Source organism: Streptomyces sp. NPDC021562, assembly GCF_040640875.1.
Taxonomy (GTDB): Bacteria; Actinomycetota; Actinomycetes; order Streptomycetales; family Streptomycetaceae; genus Streptomyces.
This window is the reverse complement of the sequence record NZ_JBFACN010000006.1, coordinates 245,281-265,373: the sequence shown is the minus strand read 5'-3', so window position 1 is coordinate 265,373 and position 20,093 is coordinate 245,281. Positions and strand designations below refer to the sequence as shown.

Here is a 20,093-nt window from a genome sequence, read left to right as displayed (position 1 = left end):
GGCTCTGGATTCTCTCCCGCCCACCACGGATCCCTCGTTCCTGCAAGAGATCCGGAGAGTGATCGATCGGACGAGAAATCCAGAGCGCACTTTCCGCAGGATCTGCGAGGACGTGTCGCGACCGACCGCGATGCGGTTCTGTGCGTTGTATGCGGTGTTGTTGCGGCTGCGCAGGGAAGAACGCCTGTCGGAATATTCGGAACTGGTCGACAGGAACGAACGCGAGTTCGGTAGTGAGCCGTACTACCACACGTTCAGGGCTGTGGTCCTGCGGTTGGAAGGGGAGTTGGCGAGCCTCCTCCAGGCCATCGAGCACTCGCGGGAGGCGGCACGGCTCCTTGAGGATGTGCCCGGGGTGCAGCACCAGGTCGCCGAATTCATCGCCGAGTACCTGGAGAGGAGGGACGCGCCACCGCAGCCGAAGGAGCTGGAGGAGGCCGAGTCGTCCGTGGACCGTGCCATCACACTCTCCTACGGTCGCGTGGCGCACTACTTCGAGACGAAGGCGCGGGTGCTGTGCCTGAAGAACGACTTCGAGACGGCACGCAGCCTTGTCCGGCGTGCGATCGAACTCGAACCCAGGGACGGGCATGACTACTTACGGCGAATCTCCCAGTATCAGACGACCCGGGTGAAGATCGATGTCTTCGCGCAGCGCGCGGAGTGGATCGGATCCAGGGAAGCGTTCCGCACGGAGATGAGCCAGTTCAGAACGCAGCAACTGGAACTTCTCGGCCTTCTGGCGGGTGTGGTCGCCTTCGTGGCGAGTACCGCGAACGTCGCCAGTCAGGCCGCCGGACCTGTTGCCGTACGCCTCGTGACCGCAATGGCCGGGGCTTTGATCCTGGTCTTCTCTTCTTTTTTTCTTATGGTCAACAACGGTCGGTGGCGGCGTGTTGGCCTATCCGCTGCGCTAGGGTTCGTGCTGCTCATCACCGGGTTGTTGGCTCCGAGTTGGCTGGTGCATGTCTAAATGCTCAAGGTTCTGGATTCCCTTAGCGTGCCGGGTGACAGTATGCGCCTCAATGAGGACAGATACGGGTATTCCGGAGAATTGGCCTGGGTGATCGACGGCGCCACCGATCTGGAATCCGATTCCTTTCTCCCGGCTCCCTCGGATGTGCAGTGGCTGGTCGACCGGGTGGGTGAACTCCTGCGTGAGGCGGCGGCGGAAGACGGATACCCGGGAGCACGGGACTTCCTGACCGGACTCTCCAGAAGAGTCGCACAGGACATCCGTTCGCTGTCGTTTCCCGACAGCCGGATCCACCCCACCTGCTCCATCGGCCTGCTGCACGTCGGACCGGAGGGCGCCGAGCTCGCCCGCGTCGGTGATCCCACATGCATCGCGTACGGGGACGAGGTGACCGAACTGTCCACGGGCTTCTTCGGCCGTCGCGAGGCCGAGGCGATCGAGCGGGCCCAGGGCGCCGACCTCTCCGACAGCAATTCTCGGGAAGGCATCCTCCGGCGCCGGCAGAAGTACATCAAGGGAGTCTTCGACGAGTCCGTCTTCTCCGGCCATCCGGAAGCCGTCCTGCGGATCCAGTCCGAGCGTGTGGCACCCGGCCGGGCGAAGCACGTGCTCCTGTGCACGGACGGGTTCGCGAGAGCGGTGGTGGACTACGGCATCTTCGAGAACTGGTCGGCGCTGCTCCAGGAGGCTCTCGCATCGGGCCTCGCCTCGGTCCGGGACCGGATCAGGCGGTACGAGGAGCAGGCGCGGCACACGGCGCACTTCAAGAGGTCCGACGACGTGACGGCCCTGTTGCTCGCCCTGTAGGCGCCGCCGCGCGAGGGCGGAGAACGAGAACCCCGAGAACACGAGAAACGGAAGGCACCATGGAAAAGGCGAAGCAGCCCTATCTGGTCGAGCGGAACCCCGGGTATTTCGAGTACCAACTGCCCATCTCGGTCAAGATGGTGATCGACATCAAGGGGAAGGTCCCGCTCCTCAGGAACGAACGCGACGAGTGGGAACTGCCCGGCGGGAAACTCGAACTGGGCGAGACCCCGGAGTCGACCGTGCTCCGCGAGGTGCAGGAGGAACTGACCCTCGAACCGGAGCTGCTCTCGGGGGTCGACATCGTCGATTCCTGGGTCTACGAGATCTTTCCGCACCGGCACGTCTTCATCGTGAGCTACGGCGCCGAGTACACCGGCTCGCGGGAGCCGAAGCTCTCGAACGAGCACAAGGAACTCGGCCTGTTCGACTACGAGGACGTGCCGGGCCTCGTGATGCCGGAGCCCTACAAGAAGACGATCGCGCAATGGCAGGCCCGACAGCAGCGGCCATGAGACGGTCCCGAGGCCGGCCGCGTCAGCGTGCGCACCCCGCCTGAGTAGCCGTACTCAGGCGGGAACGTGCGGGAGGGGCGACATTGGGGGCATGAGCTTTCCGCCGCCCTCGCACCCGCAGCCGTACCGCCCGTTCTACGGTCCCGGGTTCCCGCCGCCGCCCCCATCCCCGGGTCGGCCCTCAAGGGTGGGCTTCGCGGTGGCGGCGGGGCTGCTGCTCGCGGCCGCGGTCGCGGTCACCGGGCTGTTGTTCTTCGGCATGATCTTCGTCAGTGACAGCTGTGGCACCTCGGCCGGGACAGCGCGGTTCTGCGACGACTCCGGCGCCTGGATGCTGGTGGCGATGTTCGGGCCGACGGTGGCGCTGGCCGCCGCGGTGGTGACGGTCGTACTCGGGGTGGTGTGGGCGCGGCGGCCTTGGACGTCCCTGGCCCTGGGCGTGCTCGTCTACGCGACCGGTCCGGCACTCGCCCTGTTCACCGTCTTCGGTTAGGGCCACCTTTCGGCGCGGCGGAACTCAGGGTTTGCGGGTCACCCAGAGCAGTTCGGCCGGCCAGCGGTGTGCCCAGTCGGGTGGGTCGGTCTCGTTGTAGCCGTTGGGTGTTCCGGGTTCGGGCCGTGGCTCGATGAGGTCGTCAATGACGAGACCCGCGCCGCGCAGGACCCTGACCCAGTCGCCGTAGGTGAGCTGATAGCTCGTCGCGCCGTCGCCCTCGGCGATGGTGTCCAGCCCGAAGTAGTCCCGTTGCAGCGTCGTGGTCACGCGGCCTGCGTCTTCGTCGTAGCAGGCTTCGAACCATGGGCTGGCGACGTTGAACACCAGGCGCCCGCCCCGGCGCAGGACGCGTGCGGCCTGCGGGACGGCCAGGTTCGGGGGCGCCCAGCTGAGCCCGCCGAAGTCGCAGAACACCAGGTCGAAGCTGTCGGCGGCGAAGGGGAGTTGTTCGGCGGCGCCCTGCACCAGCGGGTAGCGGGCCGCGCCCCTCGCGCGGGCCGCCGCCGCGAGCTGGGCCTCCGACAGGTCGAGTCCGACCACGGTGGCGCCCTCGGCGGCGAGCGCCCTGGACCACTGGCCGGCGCCGCAGCCGAGTTCGAGGACGCGTTTGCCGGTGACGTCGCCCAGGGCGCGCAGGTGCGCGTCGGGGATGGAGTACATGCCCCACAGCCGGGGTGCGGCGCCGATCTGCGGGTCGTGCTCTTGCTGGTAGGCGCTGCTGATCCGGTTCCAGAGCCGCCGGTTGGCGGGGATGCTCTCCACGTGCCGACTCCAGCACTGCCGGCCGGGGGCGGTCAACCCGATCAGGGCACCGGTGTCGCCCCCAGACGGTGGGGGATACGTCGACGCAGTTACCGCCGCCGTCGTCGCTCACTCTGCGGAGTGAATTGCGTCAACACGGCGGTACTAAAAAGGGATTGTGGCTTGCGCTCGGCTCTTTGTGTGGCCCTAGAGTCGCGATCAACAGATTGCCCCCGCGGTGCGCCAACACCCGGGGGCTCGACACCTGGAGTGCAACCCTCCGATGCGCGTTCATCGTATGGCGCCCGTGCGTGCCTTCGCAGCCCTTGCCCGCACCCGTTTCGGGGACCGTCGTCTGTCCTGGGGTGCGGTAGGCGTACTGACGTACCTCTTGGGGCTGCCCGACGGTTCCTGGATCACCGAACGCGTCCTCGCCGAGCGGCGCCGGGAAGGGTGCATGTCAGTCGTCGCGTCCCTGCGTGAGCTGGAGGAACGGGGTTATCTGCGGCGGGTGGTGACGCGGGACCCGGTGACCCGGCAGTACGCGACGGCCTGCGAGGTATTCGACAGGCCGTACGAATCCGCTCCACCGACGGGTGAAATGCAAAAAGTTCGCCTCGCGGCGGCCTAGCCCCCACAAGAAAGGAACACGATGACTGTCCTGCTTGAACGGCCCGAGACGGTATACCGGCAGTATACTTACGTCATGGCTGACACCACCGTCAAGGTCGACCCCGCTGTCCGTGACCGCCTCATGGTGCTCGCCAGGGAGCGTGGGATGACCATGCGCGACCTGATCGCCGAGCTCGCGGGGGCCACGCCCACCCAGGAGGAGCTGCGCAGGCGGTACGAGGAGACGAAGGCGTACTGCGAGACGCACTTCGGGGTGACGTTCACGAAGGAGGACCACGACCGGGCGGAGAAGGTCTGGCAGGACCTGGAGGCCGGTCGGCCGGTGGACAGCCTGTGAGCGCTACGAGGGCCGGATCCGCCGGCGTCGTCTTCGATGAGTCCGCCCTGCTGGCGCTGGGCTCGGGGAACTCGCTGGCCTCCCACTTCGTGGCGAACACGGAGCACGGGCCGACCCGGCACGTCTACGTTCCCGCGCTCTGCCTGGCCGCCGCGGACGGCCTGCGCAAGGGGCTCGCGGAACACGTCGGTGCGCTTCCGGCCGTCGAGATCGTGGAGTTGGACTTCGCGGGTGCCTCCACGGTCGGCGCGCTGCTGCGTGACGGTGTCGAGTGGCGGCTCGGGCACGCGGTCCATCTGTCCCGGCCCACGCTCGACTGGCCCGACGGCCGCCATGTCGTGACCGTCGATCCCGGTCGCTACGCCGACCTGCCCCTCGTGCGCACCATCAGGCTGCCGCAGCGGGGCTGACCGCACACCCCAGGGCTCCGGACCGACGCGGTCCGGAGCCCTGTCCACTTCACTCAGAGATGATCACGCGGCTCAAGGCCGGTTCAGTTGGCGCGTGGCGGCCTACCAGTCCTGGCCGCAGTCGGAACCGATGTCGGTGAACTGCGCACCCGGGCTGCCCTCACCGTTGAGGAGGTTGGCGGCGAGCCCGTTGGCGATGCCCACCTCACCGAGGATGTCGAGGTTGAAGTCGTGCGACCGGCAACCGCCGCCGTGGTGGTGGCCGCCCTGGGGTGCGAGGGCGGTGGCCGGGGTGGTGCCCATGAAACCGACGCCGCCGATGATGGCGACCGCAACAGCTGCCTTCTGAAGCTTGCGCATGTCTCCTCCTTGGGTTCGCTGGAGCGCGCGGCAAAAGATCTGATAAGCGCTCATTTCGGAGGCTAGATCGACATCTCTCGCCGCGCTTCCCGGAGGAGCCATATGGGGTTCCGCCGTACGGGGGCGGTTTCACGGACCGTCAGCTGAAGACGATCATCGACCCCTGGGCCAGGCTGCGGGTCGCCGCCGCGTGCAGGCCCAGCCATACGTGCCGTTCCCGGGCGAAGGGGCTGGGGTCGTAGGGGGCCGGGACCGCGGGTTCCTCCAAGTCGGTGGGGACGGCGGGGGGTTGCGGTGCGGCCGGGGGGTTCGCCGGGTCGATGCCGATCGACGGTGCGACGTACTCCAGCTCGCGCAGCAGCGCGTGCGAGGAGCCCAGCGGGCCGCCGCTCGCGAGGAGTTCGTCGCTGGAGAGCGGGCTGGGGAAGTCGACCGGGACGTAGGCGCCGGCGTGGTCGTAGTGCCACACGAGGTGGGACTGCTGGGCCGTGGACTCGAACATCTCCAGGAGCTGCTCGTAGTCGCCGCCGAGGTCGTCCACGGGGGACACGGGCAGGCCGCAGACCTGGAGCAGGTACGCGCGGCGCAGGAAGTGGAGCGCGTCGTAGTCGAAGCCGGCCACGGGTGCCACCTCGCCGGACAGGCCCGGCATGTACTGGTACACCGGCACCGGCGGCAGCCCGGCCTCGGCGAGCACCTTGTTGTATTGCGCGAGTTCCTCGGCGAACGGGTTGTCCGGCGTGTGGCACAACACGTCGACGAGCGGTACCAGCCAGAGGTCACAGGCCAAAGAGGGCTCCTCGTATCAGCGCGTTCGCACGTGGCGTTCCGACAGGTGGTCAGGGAAGCGTAGTCGGTGCGGGGGCGGTCAGCCCCCCTCGTGCAGGTCCCATACCCAGACCCCGCCCGTCCACTTACCGGGTTTTCCGGTCAGTGCCGTGACGGCCTGCCGGAGTTTGTCGTCGTTGGGCTGCGGGGCGACCACCAGGACGCCCGCCTTCCAGTACGCGAAGTCCTTCTTCGCCTGCGCCCGCCAGTTCCTGCCGATCACCGGCACCTTCCCGGTGTAGCGGACGTCCCGCAGCATGTCGGAGGTGTAGCGCGGGACGGCGCCGTAGATTCCGATGCGATCATCGCCGTACGGGCCGTTGAAGTATCCGCCGGGCACCTTGAAGCCGAGGTCGGCGGCGGTCTGCCAGTGCAGCGCCTCCGCGGCGCCGGGGTCGGGCAGCGGGAGCGGTACGAGGGACTCGCCCCGGCCCACGTACGCCTTGTACGCCCCGCTCGTGATGAACGCCGGGACCGGCTCCCGCGGGACCGCCTTCAGGGGCGCGGGGACGATGGGGAGCAGGGCGAGGGCGACCGCGAGCAGACCGGCGTAGAGGGTGCCGATCCGCTGGGTGGACAGCACCTTCTCCAGATAGACGGCCAGCAGGACGCCCAGCGCGGGCGCGCAGATCATCGCGACCCGGCCCTCGATCACCGACTCGAACAGCGGGAACTTCCGCACCAGCGCCCAGGGGCCCGGGTACACCGTGTCGGTCAGCGGGATCCGGATCTTCGGGCCGAGCGACAGCACCGCCGCGGCCAGCGAGGTGAACGCCAGCGCCCTGACCAGCGGCCGCTCCCACAGTCGTACGACGATCGCGAAGGCGAGCAGGACCAGCGGCCAGCCGTAGAAGGCGTTCTGCTCGGTCGGGTTCAGGGAGAGCTCGTTGGCACGGGCCGCGTCGCCGAAGAGCAGCGAGCGCTCGGCGAAGGCCAGCAGGGAGAGCGGGCTGTTTCCGGCGTTGTCGCCGTGCAGGACGCTGTGGTAGCTCTGCGGGCCCGTGAACTGCCAGTACAGGGGGAAGGCCACCAGCGGGAGGCAGACCGCCCCGGCCACCAGCAGCCCCTTGCCGAGCGGGCGCCAGGCCTCCTTCGCCACGTCGGGGCGTACCGCCGCGTACGCGCCGGCGAACAGCGCCATCCCCAGCGCGGCCAGCAGCAGCGGTTCCTCGCCCAGGAACACCTGGTAGGCCGTCAGCACGCCGAGCACGATCCCGTCGCGCCGGACGCGTGCGCCGGCCGCCAGCCGCAGGGCGCGGTCGACGATCAGCGGGACCATGAACAGGATCACGAAGTTCGGGTGCGCGTTGGCGTGGCTGACCATCGGCGGCGCGAAGGCCGCGAGGGCCGCGCCGACGAAGGCCGCGCCCCGGTGCCGCGTCACCCGCTTCACGATCAGCCAGTACCAGGCGACGGCGGTCGCGGCGAGGCCCAGCGCCATGCAGACGGAGAGCGAGACGGCCGGTCCGGCGAGCAGGGTGAGCGGGGCGAACGGGACGGACATGCCCAGCATGACCGTGTTGGCCATCAGGTTCACGCCGTCGGGGAAGTTCTGGAGATCGGAGAAGAGCGGGTTGCGCAGGTGGGCGAGGTTGTCCGCGGTCACCGCGAAGAACCACTCCCACTGGTTCTGGTCCTGGATGGAGTCGACGAGGTAGCGGTGGCCGGGGTCGAAGAACCGGTGCGAGTACAGCGCCACGGACAGGACCAGGAAGAGGGCCGCGACCAGCAGGTCGGTCGGGCGCAGCCGGCGCACCCGCAGCAGGACCAGGTCGCCGAGGACCCGCGGGTAGTCCAGCGGGCCCACCTTCGAGCCCGGCTGGTGGCTCCAGCGGACCGGGACCTCGGCGATGGGGTGGTCGGCCCGGTGCAGGTGCTGGAGGACCTCCACGTCGATGCCCCAGCCGTCGAGGCGGGACGCGGCGAACGACTCACGGGCCAGGTCGCCGTCGAACAGTTTGAAACCGCACTGGGTGTCCCTGAGGCCGGGCACCGCGGTCGCGCGTATCAGCAGGTTCCCGGCCCGGCCGAGCAGTTCGCGCAGCCGGTGCTGGTGGTCGGCTATCTCCGCGCCGGGCACCGCACGCGAGCCGATCGCCGCCGCGTTGCCCTCGCTGAGCGCCTTGTCCAGCCGCTCCAGCTCCTCGATCGGGGCGGCCAGGTCGGCGTCGGTGACCAGCACCCGGGCGCCCGTCGTCGCGGCGACGCCGAGGCGCAGCGCGTTGCCCTTGCCCCGGTTGCGGTCGGCGGCGACCAGCCGGACCCGCGGGTGGGCCAGGGCGGCGACCTCGCGGGTGCCGTCGGTCGAACCGTCGTCGGAGACGATCACTTCCCAGCAGCCGAAACGGCTCTCGTTGTCCGCGAGGTAACGGGTGACGGCGTCGAGGGTGGGCCCGAGCCGCTCCTCCTCGTTGTACGCGGGGATGACGACGGAAAGGCCGACTTCCTCCGTGTCGGCCCGATCCGCGTCGGCGCGTTCCGCTGCGGCCCGTTCCATGGGCTCCGTCATCCGTTCTCCGACAGTCGCTCGATGAGGGCGAGGGAGTGGCTGTTGTACGCGGCGACGATCCCCCGGGCGGTCTCCGCGTCACGGCGGACCACCGCGTCCACCAGCTCCGTGTGCCGCGCCCACAGATACCCGCGTAGATCGGGCAGCCGCCGCAGCTGCTGGACCGCGCACACCCAGGACTGGACCCGCAGCCGGTGCAGGAAGTCGCCGAGGTAGGGGTTGCCGAACAGGGCGGAGAGCTCGCGCCAGAACCGCAGGTCGTAGCCGATGAGGATGATGAGGTCACCGGCGGTCGCGGCGCGCCGCGCCTCCTCGCCGCGGCGGCGGACCGTCGCCAGGGCGGCGGCGACGCGCGGGCTCTGGGGGTCCTCGAAGGCGGGGTGGTGGCCGTCGGCCAGCGCGTGGAACATGCCGTCGATGACCATGCTGCGCGCCTCGATCATGCCCCGGTAGTCGGCCAGGGTGTACTCGGGGACGCGGAAGCCGCGGTGCTGGTCGGCTTCGAGGATGCCCTGCGCGGACAGGTCGACCAGGGCCTCGCGGACCGGCGTGGCGGAGACCCCGTACTGTTCCGCGATCTCCTTGACCGTGAACTCGCGACCCGGCTGGAGTCGCCCGGCGAGCACCTCGTCACGGAGCGCGTCCGCGATCTGCTGGCGCAGGGTACTGCGCGTCACAGCGCCGTTGCCGGGCATCGTCGGGTGCCTCTCCTCACGCGTTCGGGTGACGTGCTCGCTTACATGTACATCTACGAGCACGCCACCTTACGCGTTCGGGTTGCCTTCGTATGTCTTCTCTGTGGGGAAGGCCGCCCGTGACCTCACACCGTGTACTCGTCGGCCACGCCCAGCGCGGCGTCCAGCGCGGCGAACCCCTCCTTCAGCTCCGCCTCGGTGACGTTGCACGGCGGCACGACATGCGTCCGGTTCATGTTCACGAACGGCCACAGGCCGCGCTCCTTGGCGGCCGCCGTGAACGCGGCCATCGGCGCGTTCGCCTCGCCCGTCGCGTTGTACGGCACCAGCGGCTCCCGGGTCTCCCGGTTCCGCACCAGTTCGAGCGCCCAGAACATGCCGGTGCCGCGCACCTCGCCGACGCTCGGATGCCGCTCGGCGAGCGCGGCGAGCGCGGGCCCGACGACCTCCGCGCCGAGCCGCCGGGCGTTCTCGACGACCCCCTCCTCCGCCATCACGCCGATGGTGGCGACGGCCGCGGCGCACGCCAGCGGGTGCCCGGAGTACGTCAGGCCGCCCGGGTAGGGCCGCTTCCCGAAGGTCTCGGCGATCCGGTCGCTGATCGCCACGCCCCCGAGCGGCACGTACCCGCTGTTCACGCCCTTGGCGAAGGTCATCAGGTCCGGTACGACCCCGAACAGGTCGGCGGCGAACCACTCACCGGTCCGCCCGAACCCGGCCATCACCTCGTCCAGGACGAAGACGATCCCGTACTTGTCGCAGATCTCCCGGACCCCCGCGAGGTATCCCGGCGGCGGCACCATGATCCCGGCGGTTCCGGGGATCGTCTCCAGGACGACGGCGGCGACGGTCGCCGGCCCCTCGAAGGCGATCGTCGTCTCCAGGTGCTCCAGCGCGCGGGCCGCCTCCTGCTCCTCGGTCTCCGCGTAGAAGCGGGAGCGGTAGAGGAAGGGCGCCCAGAAGTGCACGACCCCGGCGGCGGCGCCGTCGGAGGCCCAGCGGCGCGGGTCGCCGGTGAGGTTGATCGCCTGCTGCGTGCCCCCGTGGTACGAGCGGTACGCGGACAGCACCTTCGGGCGGCCCGTGTGCAGCCGGGCCATCCGGATCGCGTGCTCGATCGCGTCGGCGCCGCCGTTGGTGAAGAAGATCCGGTCCAGGTCGCCCGGCGTCCGCTCGGCGATCAGCCGGGCCGCCTCCGAACGCGCCTCGACGGCGAAGGCGGGCGCGAAGGTCGTCATCCGCCCGGCCTGCTCCTGGACGGCGGCGACGACCTTCGGGTGCTGGTAGCCGACGTTGGTGAAGACGAGCCCGCTGGTGAAGTCCAGGTACCGCCTGCCGTCGTAGTCCCAGAAGTACGACCCTTCGGCGCCGGCCACGGCCAGCGGGTCGATGAGGTCCTGCGCGGACCACGAGTGGAAGACGTGCGCACGATCGGCCGCCTTCACGGCGGCTCCGGCCTGGGGATGGGGCTGAGGGGTCATGGCGGGGAGCGTAGGAGCGCCGGGAGGGGGCGCGGTATCGGCGACATGTTCCGTGCTCCGGCGGATTCCGCGACACGTTGTCCACAACCGGTGGATGTGCCCGGCCGTCCGTACCTGTTACGGAACCGTAGACAGGGCGGGGCTCGGCGCCCCGCACGGCCGGAATATTCTCGGCTCGATCACACCTGTGGAGGAGGGGCGGATCTGCCATGGAGAAGCTGGGGCCGGGGGATCCGCAGCACATCGGGAGCTACCGGCTGCTCGCGCGGCTGGGTGCGGGCGGCATGGGGCACGTGTACCTCGCCCGGTCGGAGCGGGGCCGTACGGTCGCCGTGAAGCTGGTGCGGGCGGAGCTGGCCGCGCAGGAGGAGTTCCGGGCGCGCTTCCGGCAGGAGGTGCGCAACGCCCAGCGGGTCGGCGGGTTCTGGACCGCGCCCGTGCTGGACGCCGACACCGAGGCCGAGGTGCCCTGGGTGGCCACCGGCTATGTGGCCGGGCCGAGCCTCCAGCGGGTCATCGAGCACGACCACGGGCCGCTGCCCGAGCGGTCGGTGCGCATCCTCGCGGCCGGGCTGGCGCACGCGCTGGCCAACATCCACGCGGCCGGGATCGTCCACCGCGACCTCAAGCCGTCCAACGTGATGCTCACGATCGAGGGTCCCCGGGTCATCGACTTCGGTATCGCGCGGGCGCTGGAGACCTCGCCGGGGGAGGGGCTCACCCGGACCGGCTCGCTGGTCGGCTCGCCGGGTTTCATGGCACCCGAGCAGGTGCGCGGTGACCGGATCACCCCGGCGTCCGACGTCTTCTGCCTCGGTTCGGTGCTGGCCTACGCGGCGACCGGCCGGCTGCCCTTCGGCTCCACCGGGGGCGGCGAACACGCCGTGCTGTTCCGCATCGCCCAGGAGGACCCCGACCTCTCCGGTCTCCCCGAGGGCATCGCCGACGTGGTCCGCGACTGCCTGCGCAAGGACCCGGCGTCCCGCCCGTCCCTGGACGCGATCCTGGCCCGGACGGGAGCGGTCGACACGGTCGAACAGGGGCGCTCCAGGGACCCCTGGCTGCCCGGTTCCCTGGTGGCCCAACTGGGCCGTCACGCCGTGGAGTTGCTGGAGGTGGAGGACCCGACGGTGTACGGCGCCCTGCGGACCCCGGCCGATCAGGGGGCGCACGGGACGAGCGACCCGGGGGTGCGGGGCGGCACCGGACCCGCGGCTGCCGGTGCGGGGGCGCGACCGGCCACGGCCCACCCGCAGCCACCCCAGCACAGCACGCCCCCCGAACACACCGCGGCCCACCCCGCCTACGGCTACCCGCAACCCCACCCCCAGCCCACCCCGTACAACCCCTACACCACCGTCGTCACCCCTGACCCGGCCCCCACCCCGCCGGTCTACACCCCGCCGCCCCCGCCGCCCCCGCCCTACGATCCCGACGCCACCGACGAACCCCGCCGCACCCGCTCCACCGCGCTCCTCGTCACCGTCGCCCTGATCGTGATGCTGGCCGCGGGCGGTTCCGTCTACGCGCTCCTGAACGACGGCGGCAGCGGCGACGACGCCAAGGCGCCCGGCGGGCCCACCCCCACCACCTCGGCCGCCGCCCCGACCACCTCCGAGGAGCCGACTCCCACCCCGTCGCCCTCCGCGTCCACCAGCTCGCTGGTGCCCACCGCCTTCCTGGGCACCTGGACCACCGCCATAGACAACTCCACCGGTCACAACACCCGCGAACTGACCATCCGGCAGGGCGCGGTGGGCGACACGGTCCTCACCCTGGTCGCCGCCGGACCCGGTTACCACTGCGAGTTCACGGCGAAGCTCGCCGGCCGCCCCGGTGCCGGCGGGCCGCTGGACATAGGGCCGTCCAAGGTCACGTCGGGCAAGCCGCTCTCGTCGTGCACCGCCGGTGACCCCACCGAGGTGACCCTGCTGCCGGACGGCAGGCTGAAGCGCGCGACGAAGGGCGGCGGCGAGAGCCTGACGTACAGCAAAGGGTGAACTCCCGCTCCGACACAGGTAGTTGAACCTTCGGAGAACATCCGGAAGGTCGCCCCTTTTGTCCCTTCGTGCCCCCGTCCCGCCCCTTACGGTGACCCCACCATCCGGCTCCGGGGAGTGGCGGGGGCACCCACATGGAGTGGCTGAGCGCGGAGAACATCGTGGCCGTCGGCACCGCGGCGGCCGGCATCGTCGCGTCGGCGGGCATCTTCTGGTACGAGCGCCGGGTGCCGCGCCGCAAACGGATCGGCTACCGGGTCCAGATGGACAACCCGATCGGCGACGACGTCCGTTCCGGGCGGATCGGCAGACGGCTCGGTCTGTTCGACGAGGCCCCGGACATGGCGGACGCCACCCTCGTCCTGCTGCGCATCGAGAACGACGGCTCCCAGGGCATCGGCCGCGACGACTACACCAGCCCCGAACTGCACGGGCTCACGGCGGTGTTCAGCGACCGCACCATCCGCGGTGTCTCGGTCACCCAGCCGACCGACAGCGACCACCTCATGCCGCACTTCACCCCGGAGCGCGGCTTCGGCTACGCGGGCAACACCCTGCGCATCCCGCGCGTCCCGCTCAACGCGGGCGAGCACTTCAAGCTGCTCGTGCTGCTCTCCGGCGGTGACGTCGGCCGGGAGATCAGACTCATCGGCGGGCTGCACGACGGCGAGGTGCACACCAACCGCAGCGCCACTCCGGACGACGCGACGCCCCTGTTCAGCCGCGCCTCCCGGCTGATCACCATCATGCTGACGCTGAGCGTGCTCACCCTCGCCACGATCGTCGTCGCCCGCGACGACCACCCGCCGCCGATGGGCTGCGCGAAGGGCTCGTTGCAGGTGTACGGCTCCACGGCGTTCGCCCCGGTGATGCAGGACGCGGCCCGCAGCTACGAGAAGGAGTGCGAGGGGGCCTCGATCCACGTCGACGCACACGGCTCGACGGCCGGGATCAGGGACCTCGACGGTGCCGGCGCCGCCTGGAAGAAGAACGGCTCCCCGCCGGTGATGGCGCTCTCGGACGGCCCCAAACCCGTCGACATGCCCGAACTGAAGGAGAACCGGGTCGCGTTGGTGGTGTTCGCGCTGGTCGTCAACGACGGCGTGGGGCTGACGGACCTGTCCACGGCCGACGTGCGCCGGCTGTACCGGGGGGAGATCACCGACTGGAAGCAGCTGGGCGGCCCCGACCTGCCGGTGCGGCTGGTCAGCCGGGACGCCAACTCCGGGACCCGGCAGGTGTTCCAACGGCGGGTGCTGGGGCGCGGTGAGATCGCCAACTCCTCCGTCGACTGCGTCCACAAGGACGACCCGACGGCGAAGGTGATCCGCTGCGAGCTGGACTCGACCGACCAGGTGCTGTCGGAGGTGGCCCGGCTCAAGGAGGCGGTCGGCTACGCGGAGCTGAACGTGGCGGCCGGCGCGAAGGGGCTGCGCGTCCTCTCCCTGGACGGCCACGCCCCCTCGGTGGAGGCGATCGAACGCGGCACCAGCCCGTACCCGTACCGGGAGATCGAGTACGCGTACACGTACGGGCAGCCGGTCCCGGACTCGCTGGCGTCGCGCTTCCTGGCGTACGTGGAGAAGGGGAACGGGGAGGCGGCGATCCGGTCGTACGGGCACGTGCCCTGCTACACGCCGGTGGGGATGAAGTTGTGCGCGTGAGGCACCGGGTGGGCCGCCCTCATCCGACGTTCTCCCAGGTGCCCGACGCGGCCGAGCGGCTCATCGCGTCGAGGGCGGTCGCGCTGTGCACGGCGTCGTCCAGGGTCGCGCCGTACGGGGTGCCCTCGGCGATCGAGCGCAGGAAGGTGCGGGCCTCGATCACCTTGAGGTCGTCGTAGCCCATGGCGTTGGCGGCGCCGGGCTGGAAGGCGGCGTACTCGCCGTGGCCGGGGCCGACGAAGACGGTGCTGACGGGCTGGTCCTGGTAGGAGGAGCCGCGGCTGACGCCCAGCTCGCCGATCCGCCGGTAGTCCCAGAAGACGGCGCCCTTGGTGCCGTGCACCTCGAAGCCGTAGTTGTTCTGCTCGCCGACCGAGATCCGGGAGGCCTCCAGGACGCCGCGGGCACCGGAGGCGAAGCGCAGCAGGCAGTTGACGTAGTCCTCGTTCTCGACCGGGCCGAGTGCGCCGCCGGTGGCCAGGGTGTGGCCGGCGGTGGCGCCGCTGGGCCGGGCGCGCTCGGGGATGAAGACGGCGGTGTCGGCGGCGAGCGCGGTGATGTCCCCGAGCAGGTGGCGGGCCAGGTCGACGCCGTGCGAGGCCAGGTCGCCGAGGACGCCTCCGCCGCCGCGGGCCCGCTCGTAGCGCCAGGTCAGGGCGCCGTCGGGGTGGGCCGCGTAGTCGCTGAAGAGCCGGATGCGGACATGGGTGACGGCGCCCAACTCGCCGGAGGCGATGAGCTCACGGGCGTACGCGACGGCGGGGGCGTTGCGGTAGTTGAAGCCGACGCTGCCCTGGACGCCGGCCTTGCGGACCGCGTCCCGGACGGCGGTGGCGTCCTCGGCGGTCAGTCCGACCGGCTTCTCGATCCAGATGTGCTTGCCGGCCTCCGCCATGGCGACGCCGATCTCACGGTGCAGGAAGTTCGGCGCGGTGATGCTGACGGCGTGGATCCGGGGGTCGGCGGCGACCTCGCGCCAGTCCCGGGTGGTGTGCCGGAACCCGAAGGCACCGGCGGCCTCCTCGGCCCGGCCCGGCACCTCCTCGGCGACGGTCAGCAGCTCGGGGCGCACGGCCAGCTGCGGGTAGTGGTGGGGGATCCGCTGGTAGGCCTGGGTGTGCACCCGTCCCATCCAGCCGAATCCGACGACGGCGACGCCGAGCGCACGCACCATGGGCTGCCCCTCCACCGCTGCTTTGGACCATTCCGGAGACTGCCCGCCCACGATGCGGGCCCGCTTCCGCAGATGTCAAGACATACGGGCGTCCTTACAATCCCGGATCCGGGGGACGGGTGAGCGCCGTCGCCCGTCCGCGGCGCCGTCGTGGCTGGTCGCGCAGTTCCCCGCGCCCCTGAAGGGGCGCTCGACCGACGTGCCCCCGAAGGGGCGCGGGGAACTGCGCGAGGGACCACGGCGCACCCGCGGTCGACCGGTGAGGCGCGCCCCCCTTACCTCATCTGGGCTCGGGAGGGCGCTGCCGGGGCATGTTCGGGCGGGCCCCGTTCGTCCCCGGGGGCAGCGGGAAGCGGCCGTGCAGCTGCCCCGCCTCCCCCCGCGGCCCGGCCGCCCCCGCCGCCTGGATCGCCAGCGGCGCCGACCCGGTCCGGAACTCCACCATCCAGTCGGCCGTCTCCGTACGGACCAGCTCGGTCACGTCCTCCGAGAACCTCCGCAGCACCGCCAGGCACCGCTCCGCCGCCTCGCTCGCCGTCCCCTCCGCCGGCCCCAGCACCTCCCGCACGCTCTCCGACGCCCAGTCGAACTGGAGCACCTGGAGCCGCCGCTGCACGGCCTGCGCGGTGGCCATGTCCCTTATCCAGCCGGACGTCACCCCGAAGAACCGGTCGACCCCCACGCACGCCACCGCCGTCAGCAGCGCGAGATACCCCCAGGGCGCGACCCCGCCGACCACCCCGGTCAGGTCGAGCAGCGGCAGCGCAGCCCCCAGCACCGCCCCAACGGCCGCCCCGCCGCGCAGCGCCCGCGCCCCTCGCCGCTTCCACACCCGGTCCGTCAGGTACCACGCGGCCGTCTCCAGCGCCCCGCGCTCCACCCACCGGTACAGCTCGTCGAGCCGCTCGGCCGGCTCCCCCCAGTCCCCGAGCGGGAACGCCCGCCCGGCCAGATCGCCCGGCCGCAGTCCGGCCGCGCCCTCGCCCCGCCCGTCCTGACGCGGTCCCTCGGGCTGCATCTCCGGCTGACCCACCAGGCACTCCCTAACTGATCCCCACCGGTCACGTCCCGTGACACGGGCCATGGCATTGAACACGACGCCGGCCACCGCGCGGGGCCTGACAATGGATGCTGACGACGGGAACCCTTCCTACCGCCCAATGGGTGGCGAAGGCTTGGCTTTCGCGTCTTTTCCGCCCAGAAGTGGCCCTTGATCAGGTATAGGCCTCCAGTGATTCTCACTCGAAAGAGTGGCGGGGCGATGGCTGCGTCGACCACGTAGGCTCATGCACAACGGGACAACCGAGAACCGACATCCAGGAGCTGATCGTGATCCCCGGTGGTGGCCAGCCCAACATGCAGCAGCTGCTCCAGCAGGCCCAGAAGATGCAGCAGGACCTGGCACGGGCCCAGGAGGAGCTGGCGAACACGGAGGTCGACGGACAGGCGGGCGGCGGTCTGGTACGGGCCACCGTGACCGGCTCCGGCGAGCTGCGCGCGCTGAAGATCGACCCGAAGGCGGTGGACCCGGACGACACCGAGACCCTCGCCGACCTGATCGTCGCGGCCGTGCAGGCGGCCAACGAGAACGCGGGGACCCTCCAGCAGCAGAAACTGGGCCCGCTGGCCCAGGGTCTGGGCGGCGGCAGCGGCATCCCCGGGCTGCCGTTCTGAACTGGCCGTTCTGATGTTCGTCGCCCACGCGACACCGGTACCGCCTTCCTAGGACGGGCGGCAGCCAACTACCGTACGTACCGAAAGACTCCAGGAAGGGCAGTCCGTTGTACGAAGGCGTGGTCCAGGACCTCATCGACGAGCTGGGGCGGCTGCCCGGCGTCGGTCCGAAGAGCGCGCAGCGGATCGCCTTCCACATCCTCCAGGCGGAGCCCACGGACGTACGGCGTCTCGCGCAGGCCCTGTTGGAGGTGAAGGCGAAGGTCCGCTTCTGCGCGACCTGCGGCAACGTGGCACAGGAGGAACTGTGCAACATCTGCCGCGACGCCCGCCGCGACCCCACGGTGATCTGTGTGGTGGAGGAGCCCAAGGACGTCGTCGCGATCGAGCGGACCCGGGAGTTCCGGGGCCGGTACCACGTGCTCGGCGGGGCGATCAGCCCGATCGAGGGCGTCGGCCCCGACGACCTGCGCATCAGGGAACTCCTCGCCCGGCTGGCCGACGGCACGGTCACGGAGCTGATCCTGGCCACGGACCCGAACCTGGAGGGCGAGGCCACGGCCACCTACCTCGCCCGCATGATCAAACCCATGGGCCTGAAGGTCACCCGCCTGGCCAGCGGCCTCCCGGTGGGTGGCGACCTGGAATACGCGGACGAGGTCACCCTCGGGCGCGCCTTCGAGGGGAGACGACTCCTAGATGTCTGACGCCACGCTGCACGACACGACGCTGAACCCGGACGACTTCGCGGTCCAGATCGCGGACCAGGTGGAGAGCTTCCTGGTGGCCGTCACGGAGGTGGCGAAGGGCGACGAGCCGGACTCGGCGGTCCCCTTCCTCCTCCTGGAGGTCTCCCAGCTCCTGCTGGCCGGCGGCCGCCTCGGCGCACACGAGGACATCGTCCCCGACGAGCGCTACGAGCCGGACCTGGGCCCGGAGCCGGACGTCGACCAGCTCCGCGAGAACTTCGCGCGCCTCCTGGACCCGATCGACGTCTACTCCGAGGTCTTCGACCCGTACGAGCCCCGCAAGGCCCCCGTGCCGGCCCGGATCTCGGACGACCTCGCCGACATCATCACCGACCTGCGCCACGGCATGGCCCACTACCGGGCGGGCCGTACCACGGAGGCCCTGTGGTGGTGGCAGTTCTCCTACTTCTCCAACTGGGGCCCCACCGCCTCCGCGGTCCTGCGCGCCCTCCAGTCCGTCCTCATCCACGTCCGCCTGAACCAGCCCCTGGAGGAACTGGACGGCCTGGACACCGACCAGGACACCATCGGCGACGAGACCCTGGAGTTCGAGGCGGGCCAGGTCATGCAGCAGGAGATCGGCGGCCTGGGAGCCCGCACCTCGACCAGGTAGGCGGCTCCCGGGCCCGGTGAGGGGCGGGGTTCAGCGGATGCCGACGCCGGCGAGGTACGCCGCCAGGTCCTCCGTGACCGTCTCGCCCGCCCAGCCGACGTAGCCGTCGGGGCGGACCAGGAAGACGCCGGGGCCGTACGACTCGGGGGCGGACGCCAGGGTCCGTACGTCCGCCCGCGGGGCAGCGGTCGTGCCCAGCAGGGTCCAGTGCGGTCCCCGGAAGAGGTCGAAGAGGCGCCCGCCGGGGACCGCGGCGTCCGGGGCGCGGTCGCCCGCGCGCACCGGTCCCGGGTCGGCCCGGGTCTCGGCGCTGAGCGACGACTCCTGGTAGCCGACGCCGAGCTGGACGGTGGCCCGGCCCCGCCGGACCTCGCCGCGGTGCACGCCGGTGGACAGCTCCAGCATGGCCGCGGCGTTCGCCCGCCGCTCCTCCTCGTACGTCTCCAGCAGGGGCTCGGGGGCGCCCCGCAGCACCGCGTCCAGCTTCCAGCCGAGGTTGTAGGCGTCCTGGACGCTGGTGTTCAGGCCCTGCCCCCCGGCCGGCGAGTGCACGTGCGCGGCGTCGCCCGCGAGGAACACCCGGCCCACCCGGAACCGGTCCGCGAGCGCCGCCCGGGGCCGGAACTCCGAGGCCCAGCGCACCTCGGTCACGTCCGCGGCGGACAGGTGGGTGTACCGGGCGACCAGGTCGCGCACCCCGTCCTCGGTCACGTCCGGCTCCGCGTCCGCCGGCAGCCGTGCGGCCAGCTGGAACTCCTCGGTGCGGGCCAGCGGGCAGATCCCGAGGACGCTGCCGTCCGTGGCCGGGAAGGCGTGCCAGTACGCCCGGTCCAGGCCCCGCACCCGCAGGTCCGCCACCACGAACGGCGCCGGGTCGACGGTCTCGCCGGTCATGCCGACGCCGAGGGCCCGCCGGACGACCGAGCGTCCGCCGTCGGCCGCCACCACGTAGCGCGCGCGGACCGTCGTACCGTCGGCGAACGCCACGTCCACGCCGTCCGCGTCCTGTTCCAGGCCCGTGACCTCGCGCCCGAAGGCGGCCTTCCCGCCCAGTTCCGTGAGCCGGGCGTACAGGATCTCCTGGGTGCGCCACTGCGGGATCATCTGCGGCACGGGGTAGGGCGTGCCCGCGTCCGGCTCGAAGGGTTCGAACATCGACTCCTCGCCGACCTGCTCGCCGTCCCGCCAGACCATCCGGTCCGGGTAGGGCCCGCTCGCCGCGAGGACCGCGTCGATGACGCCGAGGTCGTCGAAGACCTCCTGGGTGCGGGGCTGGATCCCCTTGCCGCGCGAGCCCGGGAACAGGGCGTCCTCGCGCTCCACGAGCTGGGCCGCCACCCCGCGCCGGGCGAGGTCGATGCCGAGGGCGAGCCCGGTGGGGCCCGCACCCACGATCAGGACATCCGTCGTATCCATGACCACATCTCCTTA

Annotated in this window: 21 protein-coding genes; 12 read left to right on the top strand and 9 right to left on the bottom strand. The window is 71.1% G+C overall.

All coding sequences use genetic code 11. The features are described 5' to 3' along the window. Positions 1-112 precede the first annotated feature (112 nt). The 4 genes from AB0G52_RS12040 (at position 113) to AB0G52_RS12025 (ending at position 2,791) form a co-directional block, all read left to right on the top strand. Positions 113-973 carry a hypothetical protein gene (locus AB0G52_RS12040; RefSeq protein WP_132889568.1) on the top strand — a complete coding sequence of 287 codons (861 nt, stop codon included), beginning with the start codon at positions 113-115 and terminating at the stop codon, positions 971-973. Then, a complete protein-coding gene (locus AB0G52_RS12035) occupies positions 974-1,783 on the top strand; it encodes a protein phosphatase 2C domain-containing protein (RefSeq protein ID WP_132889567.1) in 810 nt (269 codons plus the stop codon). A 59-nt stretch (positions 1,784-1,842) separates the two neighbouring features. Continuing rightward, positions 1,843-2,298, top strand: coding sequence for an NUDIX domain-containing protein (locus tag AB0G52_RS12030; protein ID WP_132889566.1), 456 nt, complete (start codon positions 1,843-1,845; stop codon positions 2,296-2,298). Positions 2,299-2,389: 91 nt separating this feature from the next. Further along, positions 2,390-2,791, top strand: a complete 402-nt coding sequence (locus AB0G52_RS12025; RefSeq protein WP_361336109.1) for a hypothetical protein — start codon at positions 2,390-2,392, stop codon at positions 2,789-2,791. Between the two features lie 24 nt (positions 2,792-2,815). On the opposite strand, the gene AB0G52_RS12020 is transcribed toward AB0G52_RS12025, so the two are convergent. Then, complete coding sequence (locus AB0G52_RS12020) at positions 2,816-3,556, bottom strand: class I SAM-dependent methyltransferase (RefSeq protein WP_132889564.1); 741 nt, start codon at positions 3,554-3,556, stop codon at positions 2,816-2,818. 286 nt (positions 3,557-3,842) lie between these two features. Here AB0G52_RS12020 and AB0G52_RS12015 point away from each other — a divergent pair, with 286 nt between their 5' ends. The 3 genes from AB0G52_RS12015 (at position 3,843) to AB0G52_RS12005 (ending at position 4,915) form a co-directional block, all read left to right on the top strand. Further along, the gene (locus tag AB0G52_RS12015; RefSeq protein ID WP_361336107.1) at positions 3,843-4,166 is read left to right on the top strand and encodes a hypothetical protein; all 324 of its coding nucleotides are present in this window, start codon (positions 3,843-3,845) and stop codon (positions 4,164-4,166) included. A 75-nt stretch (positions 4,167-4,241) separates the two neighbouring features. Next, on the top strand, positions 4,242-4,505 hold the full coding sequence (locus tag AB0G52_RS12010) for a hypothetical protein (protein ID WP_361336105.1): 264 nt from the start codon (positions 4,242-4,244) through the stop codon (positions 4,503-4,505). Next, entirely contained in the window at positions 4,502-4,915 is a 414-nt protein-coding gene (locus tag AB0G52_RS12005; RefSeq protein WP_361336103.1) for a hypothetical protein, read from the top strand. Before AB0G52_RS12010 ends, AB0G52_RS12005 begins: the two co-directional genes overlap by 4 nt. A gap of 102 nt (positions 4,916-5,017) precedes the next feature. Here the strand turns inward: AB0G52_RS12005 and AB0G52_RS12000 are convergent, their stop codons facing one another. The 5 genes from AB0G52_RS12000 to AB0G52_RS11980 form a co-directional block, all read right to left on the bottom strand. Continuing rightward, entirely contained in the window at positions 5,018-5,275 is a 258-nt protein-coding gene (locus AB0G52_RS12000; RefSeq protein ID WP_132889560.1) for a hypothetical protein, read from the bottom strand. A gap of 139 nt (positions 5,276-5,414) precedes the next feature. Beyond that, complete coding sequence (locus AB0G52_RS11995; protein WP_132889559.1) at positions 5,415-6,065, bottom strand: hypothetical protein; 651 nt, start codon at positions 6,063-6,065, stop codon at positions 5,415-5,417. Positions 6,066-6,143: 78 nt separating this feature from the next. Then, a complete protein-coding gene (locus AB0G52_RS11990) occupies positions 6,144-8,600 on the bottom strand; it encodes a dolichyl-phosphate beta-glucosyltransferase (protein WP_361336223.1) in 2,457 nt (818 codons plus the stop codon). Between the two features lie 8 nt (positions 8,601-8,608). Beyond that, entirely contained in the window at positions 8,609-9,307 is a 699-nt protein-coding gene (locus AB0G52_RS11985) for a GntR family transcriptional regulator (RefSeq protein WP_132889558.1), read from the bottom strand. A 125-nt stretch (positions 9,308-9,432) separates the two neighbouring features. Next, entirely contained in the window at positions 9,433-10,788 is a 1,356-nt protein-coding gene (locus AB0G52_RS11980; RefSeq protein WP_361336100.1) for an aspartate aminotransferase family protein, read from the bottom strand. Positions 10,789-10,997: 209 nt separating this feature from the next. Here AB0G52_RS11980 and AB0G52_RS11975 point away from each other — a divergent pair, with 209 nt between their 5' ends. Next, the gene (locus tag AB0G52_RS11975; protein WP_361336098.1) at positions 10,998-12,788 is read left to right on the top strand and encodes a serine/threonine-protein kinase; all 1,791 of its coding nucleotides are present in this window, start codon (positions 10,998-11,000) and stop codon (positions 12,786-12,788) included. A 134-nt stretch (positions 12,789-12,922) separates the two neighbouring features. Further along, positions 12,923-14,452 carry a substrate-binding domain-containing protein gene (locus AB0G52_RS11970; RefSeq protein WP_361336096.1) on the top strand — a complete coding sequence of 510 codons (1,530 nt, stop codon included), beginning with the start codon at positions 12,923-12,925 and terminating at the stop codon, positions 14,450-14,452. Positions 14,453-14,471: 19 nt separating this feature from the next. Here AB0G52_RS11970 and AB0G52_RS11965 read toward each other — a convergent pair whose 3' ends face one another. Further along, positions 14,472-15,626 (bottom strand): Gfo/Idh/MocA family oxidoreductase, encoded by a 1,155-nt coding sequence (locus AB0G52_RS11965; RefSeq protein WP_361336094.1) that lies wholly within the window; start codon positions 15,624-15,626, stop codon positions 14,472-14,474. Between the two features lie 280 nt (positions 15,627-15,906). Continuing rightward, positions 15,907-16,659: an SLATT domain-containing protein gene (locus AB0G52_RS11960; RefSeq protein WP_361336092.1), complete on the bottom strand. Its 753-nt coding sequence runs from the start codon at positions 16,657-16,659 to the stop codon at positions 15,907-15,909. 296 nt (positions 16,660-16,955) lie between these two features. Here AB0G52_RS11960 and AB0G52_RS11955 point away from each other — a divergent pair, with 296 nt between their 5' ends. The 3 genes from AB0G52_RS11955 to AB0G52_RS11945 all read left to right on the top strand — a co-directional run bounded on the left by AB0G52_RS11955 (position 16,956) and on the right by AB0G52_RS11945 (position 18,662). Continuing rightward, positions 16,956-17,300: a YbaB/EbfC family nucleoid-associated protein gene (locus tag AB0G52_RS11955; RefSeq protein WP_132889552.1), complete on the top strand. Its 345-nt coding sequence runs from the start codon at positions 16,956-16,958 to the stop codon at positions 17,298-17,300. A gap of 107 nt (positions 17,301-17,407) precedes the next feature. Beyond that, the gene (gene recR / locus AB0G52_RS11950; RefSeq protein ID WP_046732256.1) at positions 17,408-18,007 is read left to right on the top strand and encodes a recombination mediator RecR; all 600 of its coding nucleotides are present in this window, start codon (positions 17,408-17,410) and stop codon (positions 18,005-18,007) included. Further along, complete coding sequence (locus AB0G52_RS11945) at positions 18,000-18,662, top strand: DUF5063 domain-containing protein (RefSeq protein ID WP_132889550.1); 663 nt, start codon at positions 18,000-18,002, stop codon at positions 18,660-18,662. The genes recR and AB0G52_RS11945 overlap by 8 nt, the downstream gene beginning before the upstream one ends. A 30-nt stretch (positions 18,663-18,692) precedes the next feature. Here AB0G52_RS11945 and AB0G52_RS11940 read toward each other — a convergent pair whose 3' ends face one another. Further along, positions 18,693-20,078 carry an FAD-dependent monooxygenase gene (locus tag AB0G52_RS11940; protein ID WP_132889549.1) on the bottom strand — a complete coding sequence of 462 codons (1,386 nt, stop codon included), beginning with the start codon at positions 20,076-20,078 and terminating at the stop codon, positions 18,693-18,695. Positions 20,079-20,093: the final 15 nt, after the last annotated feature.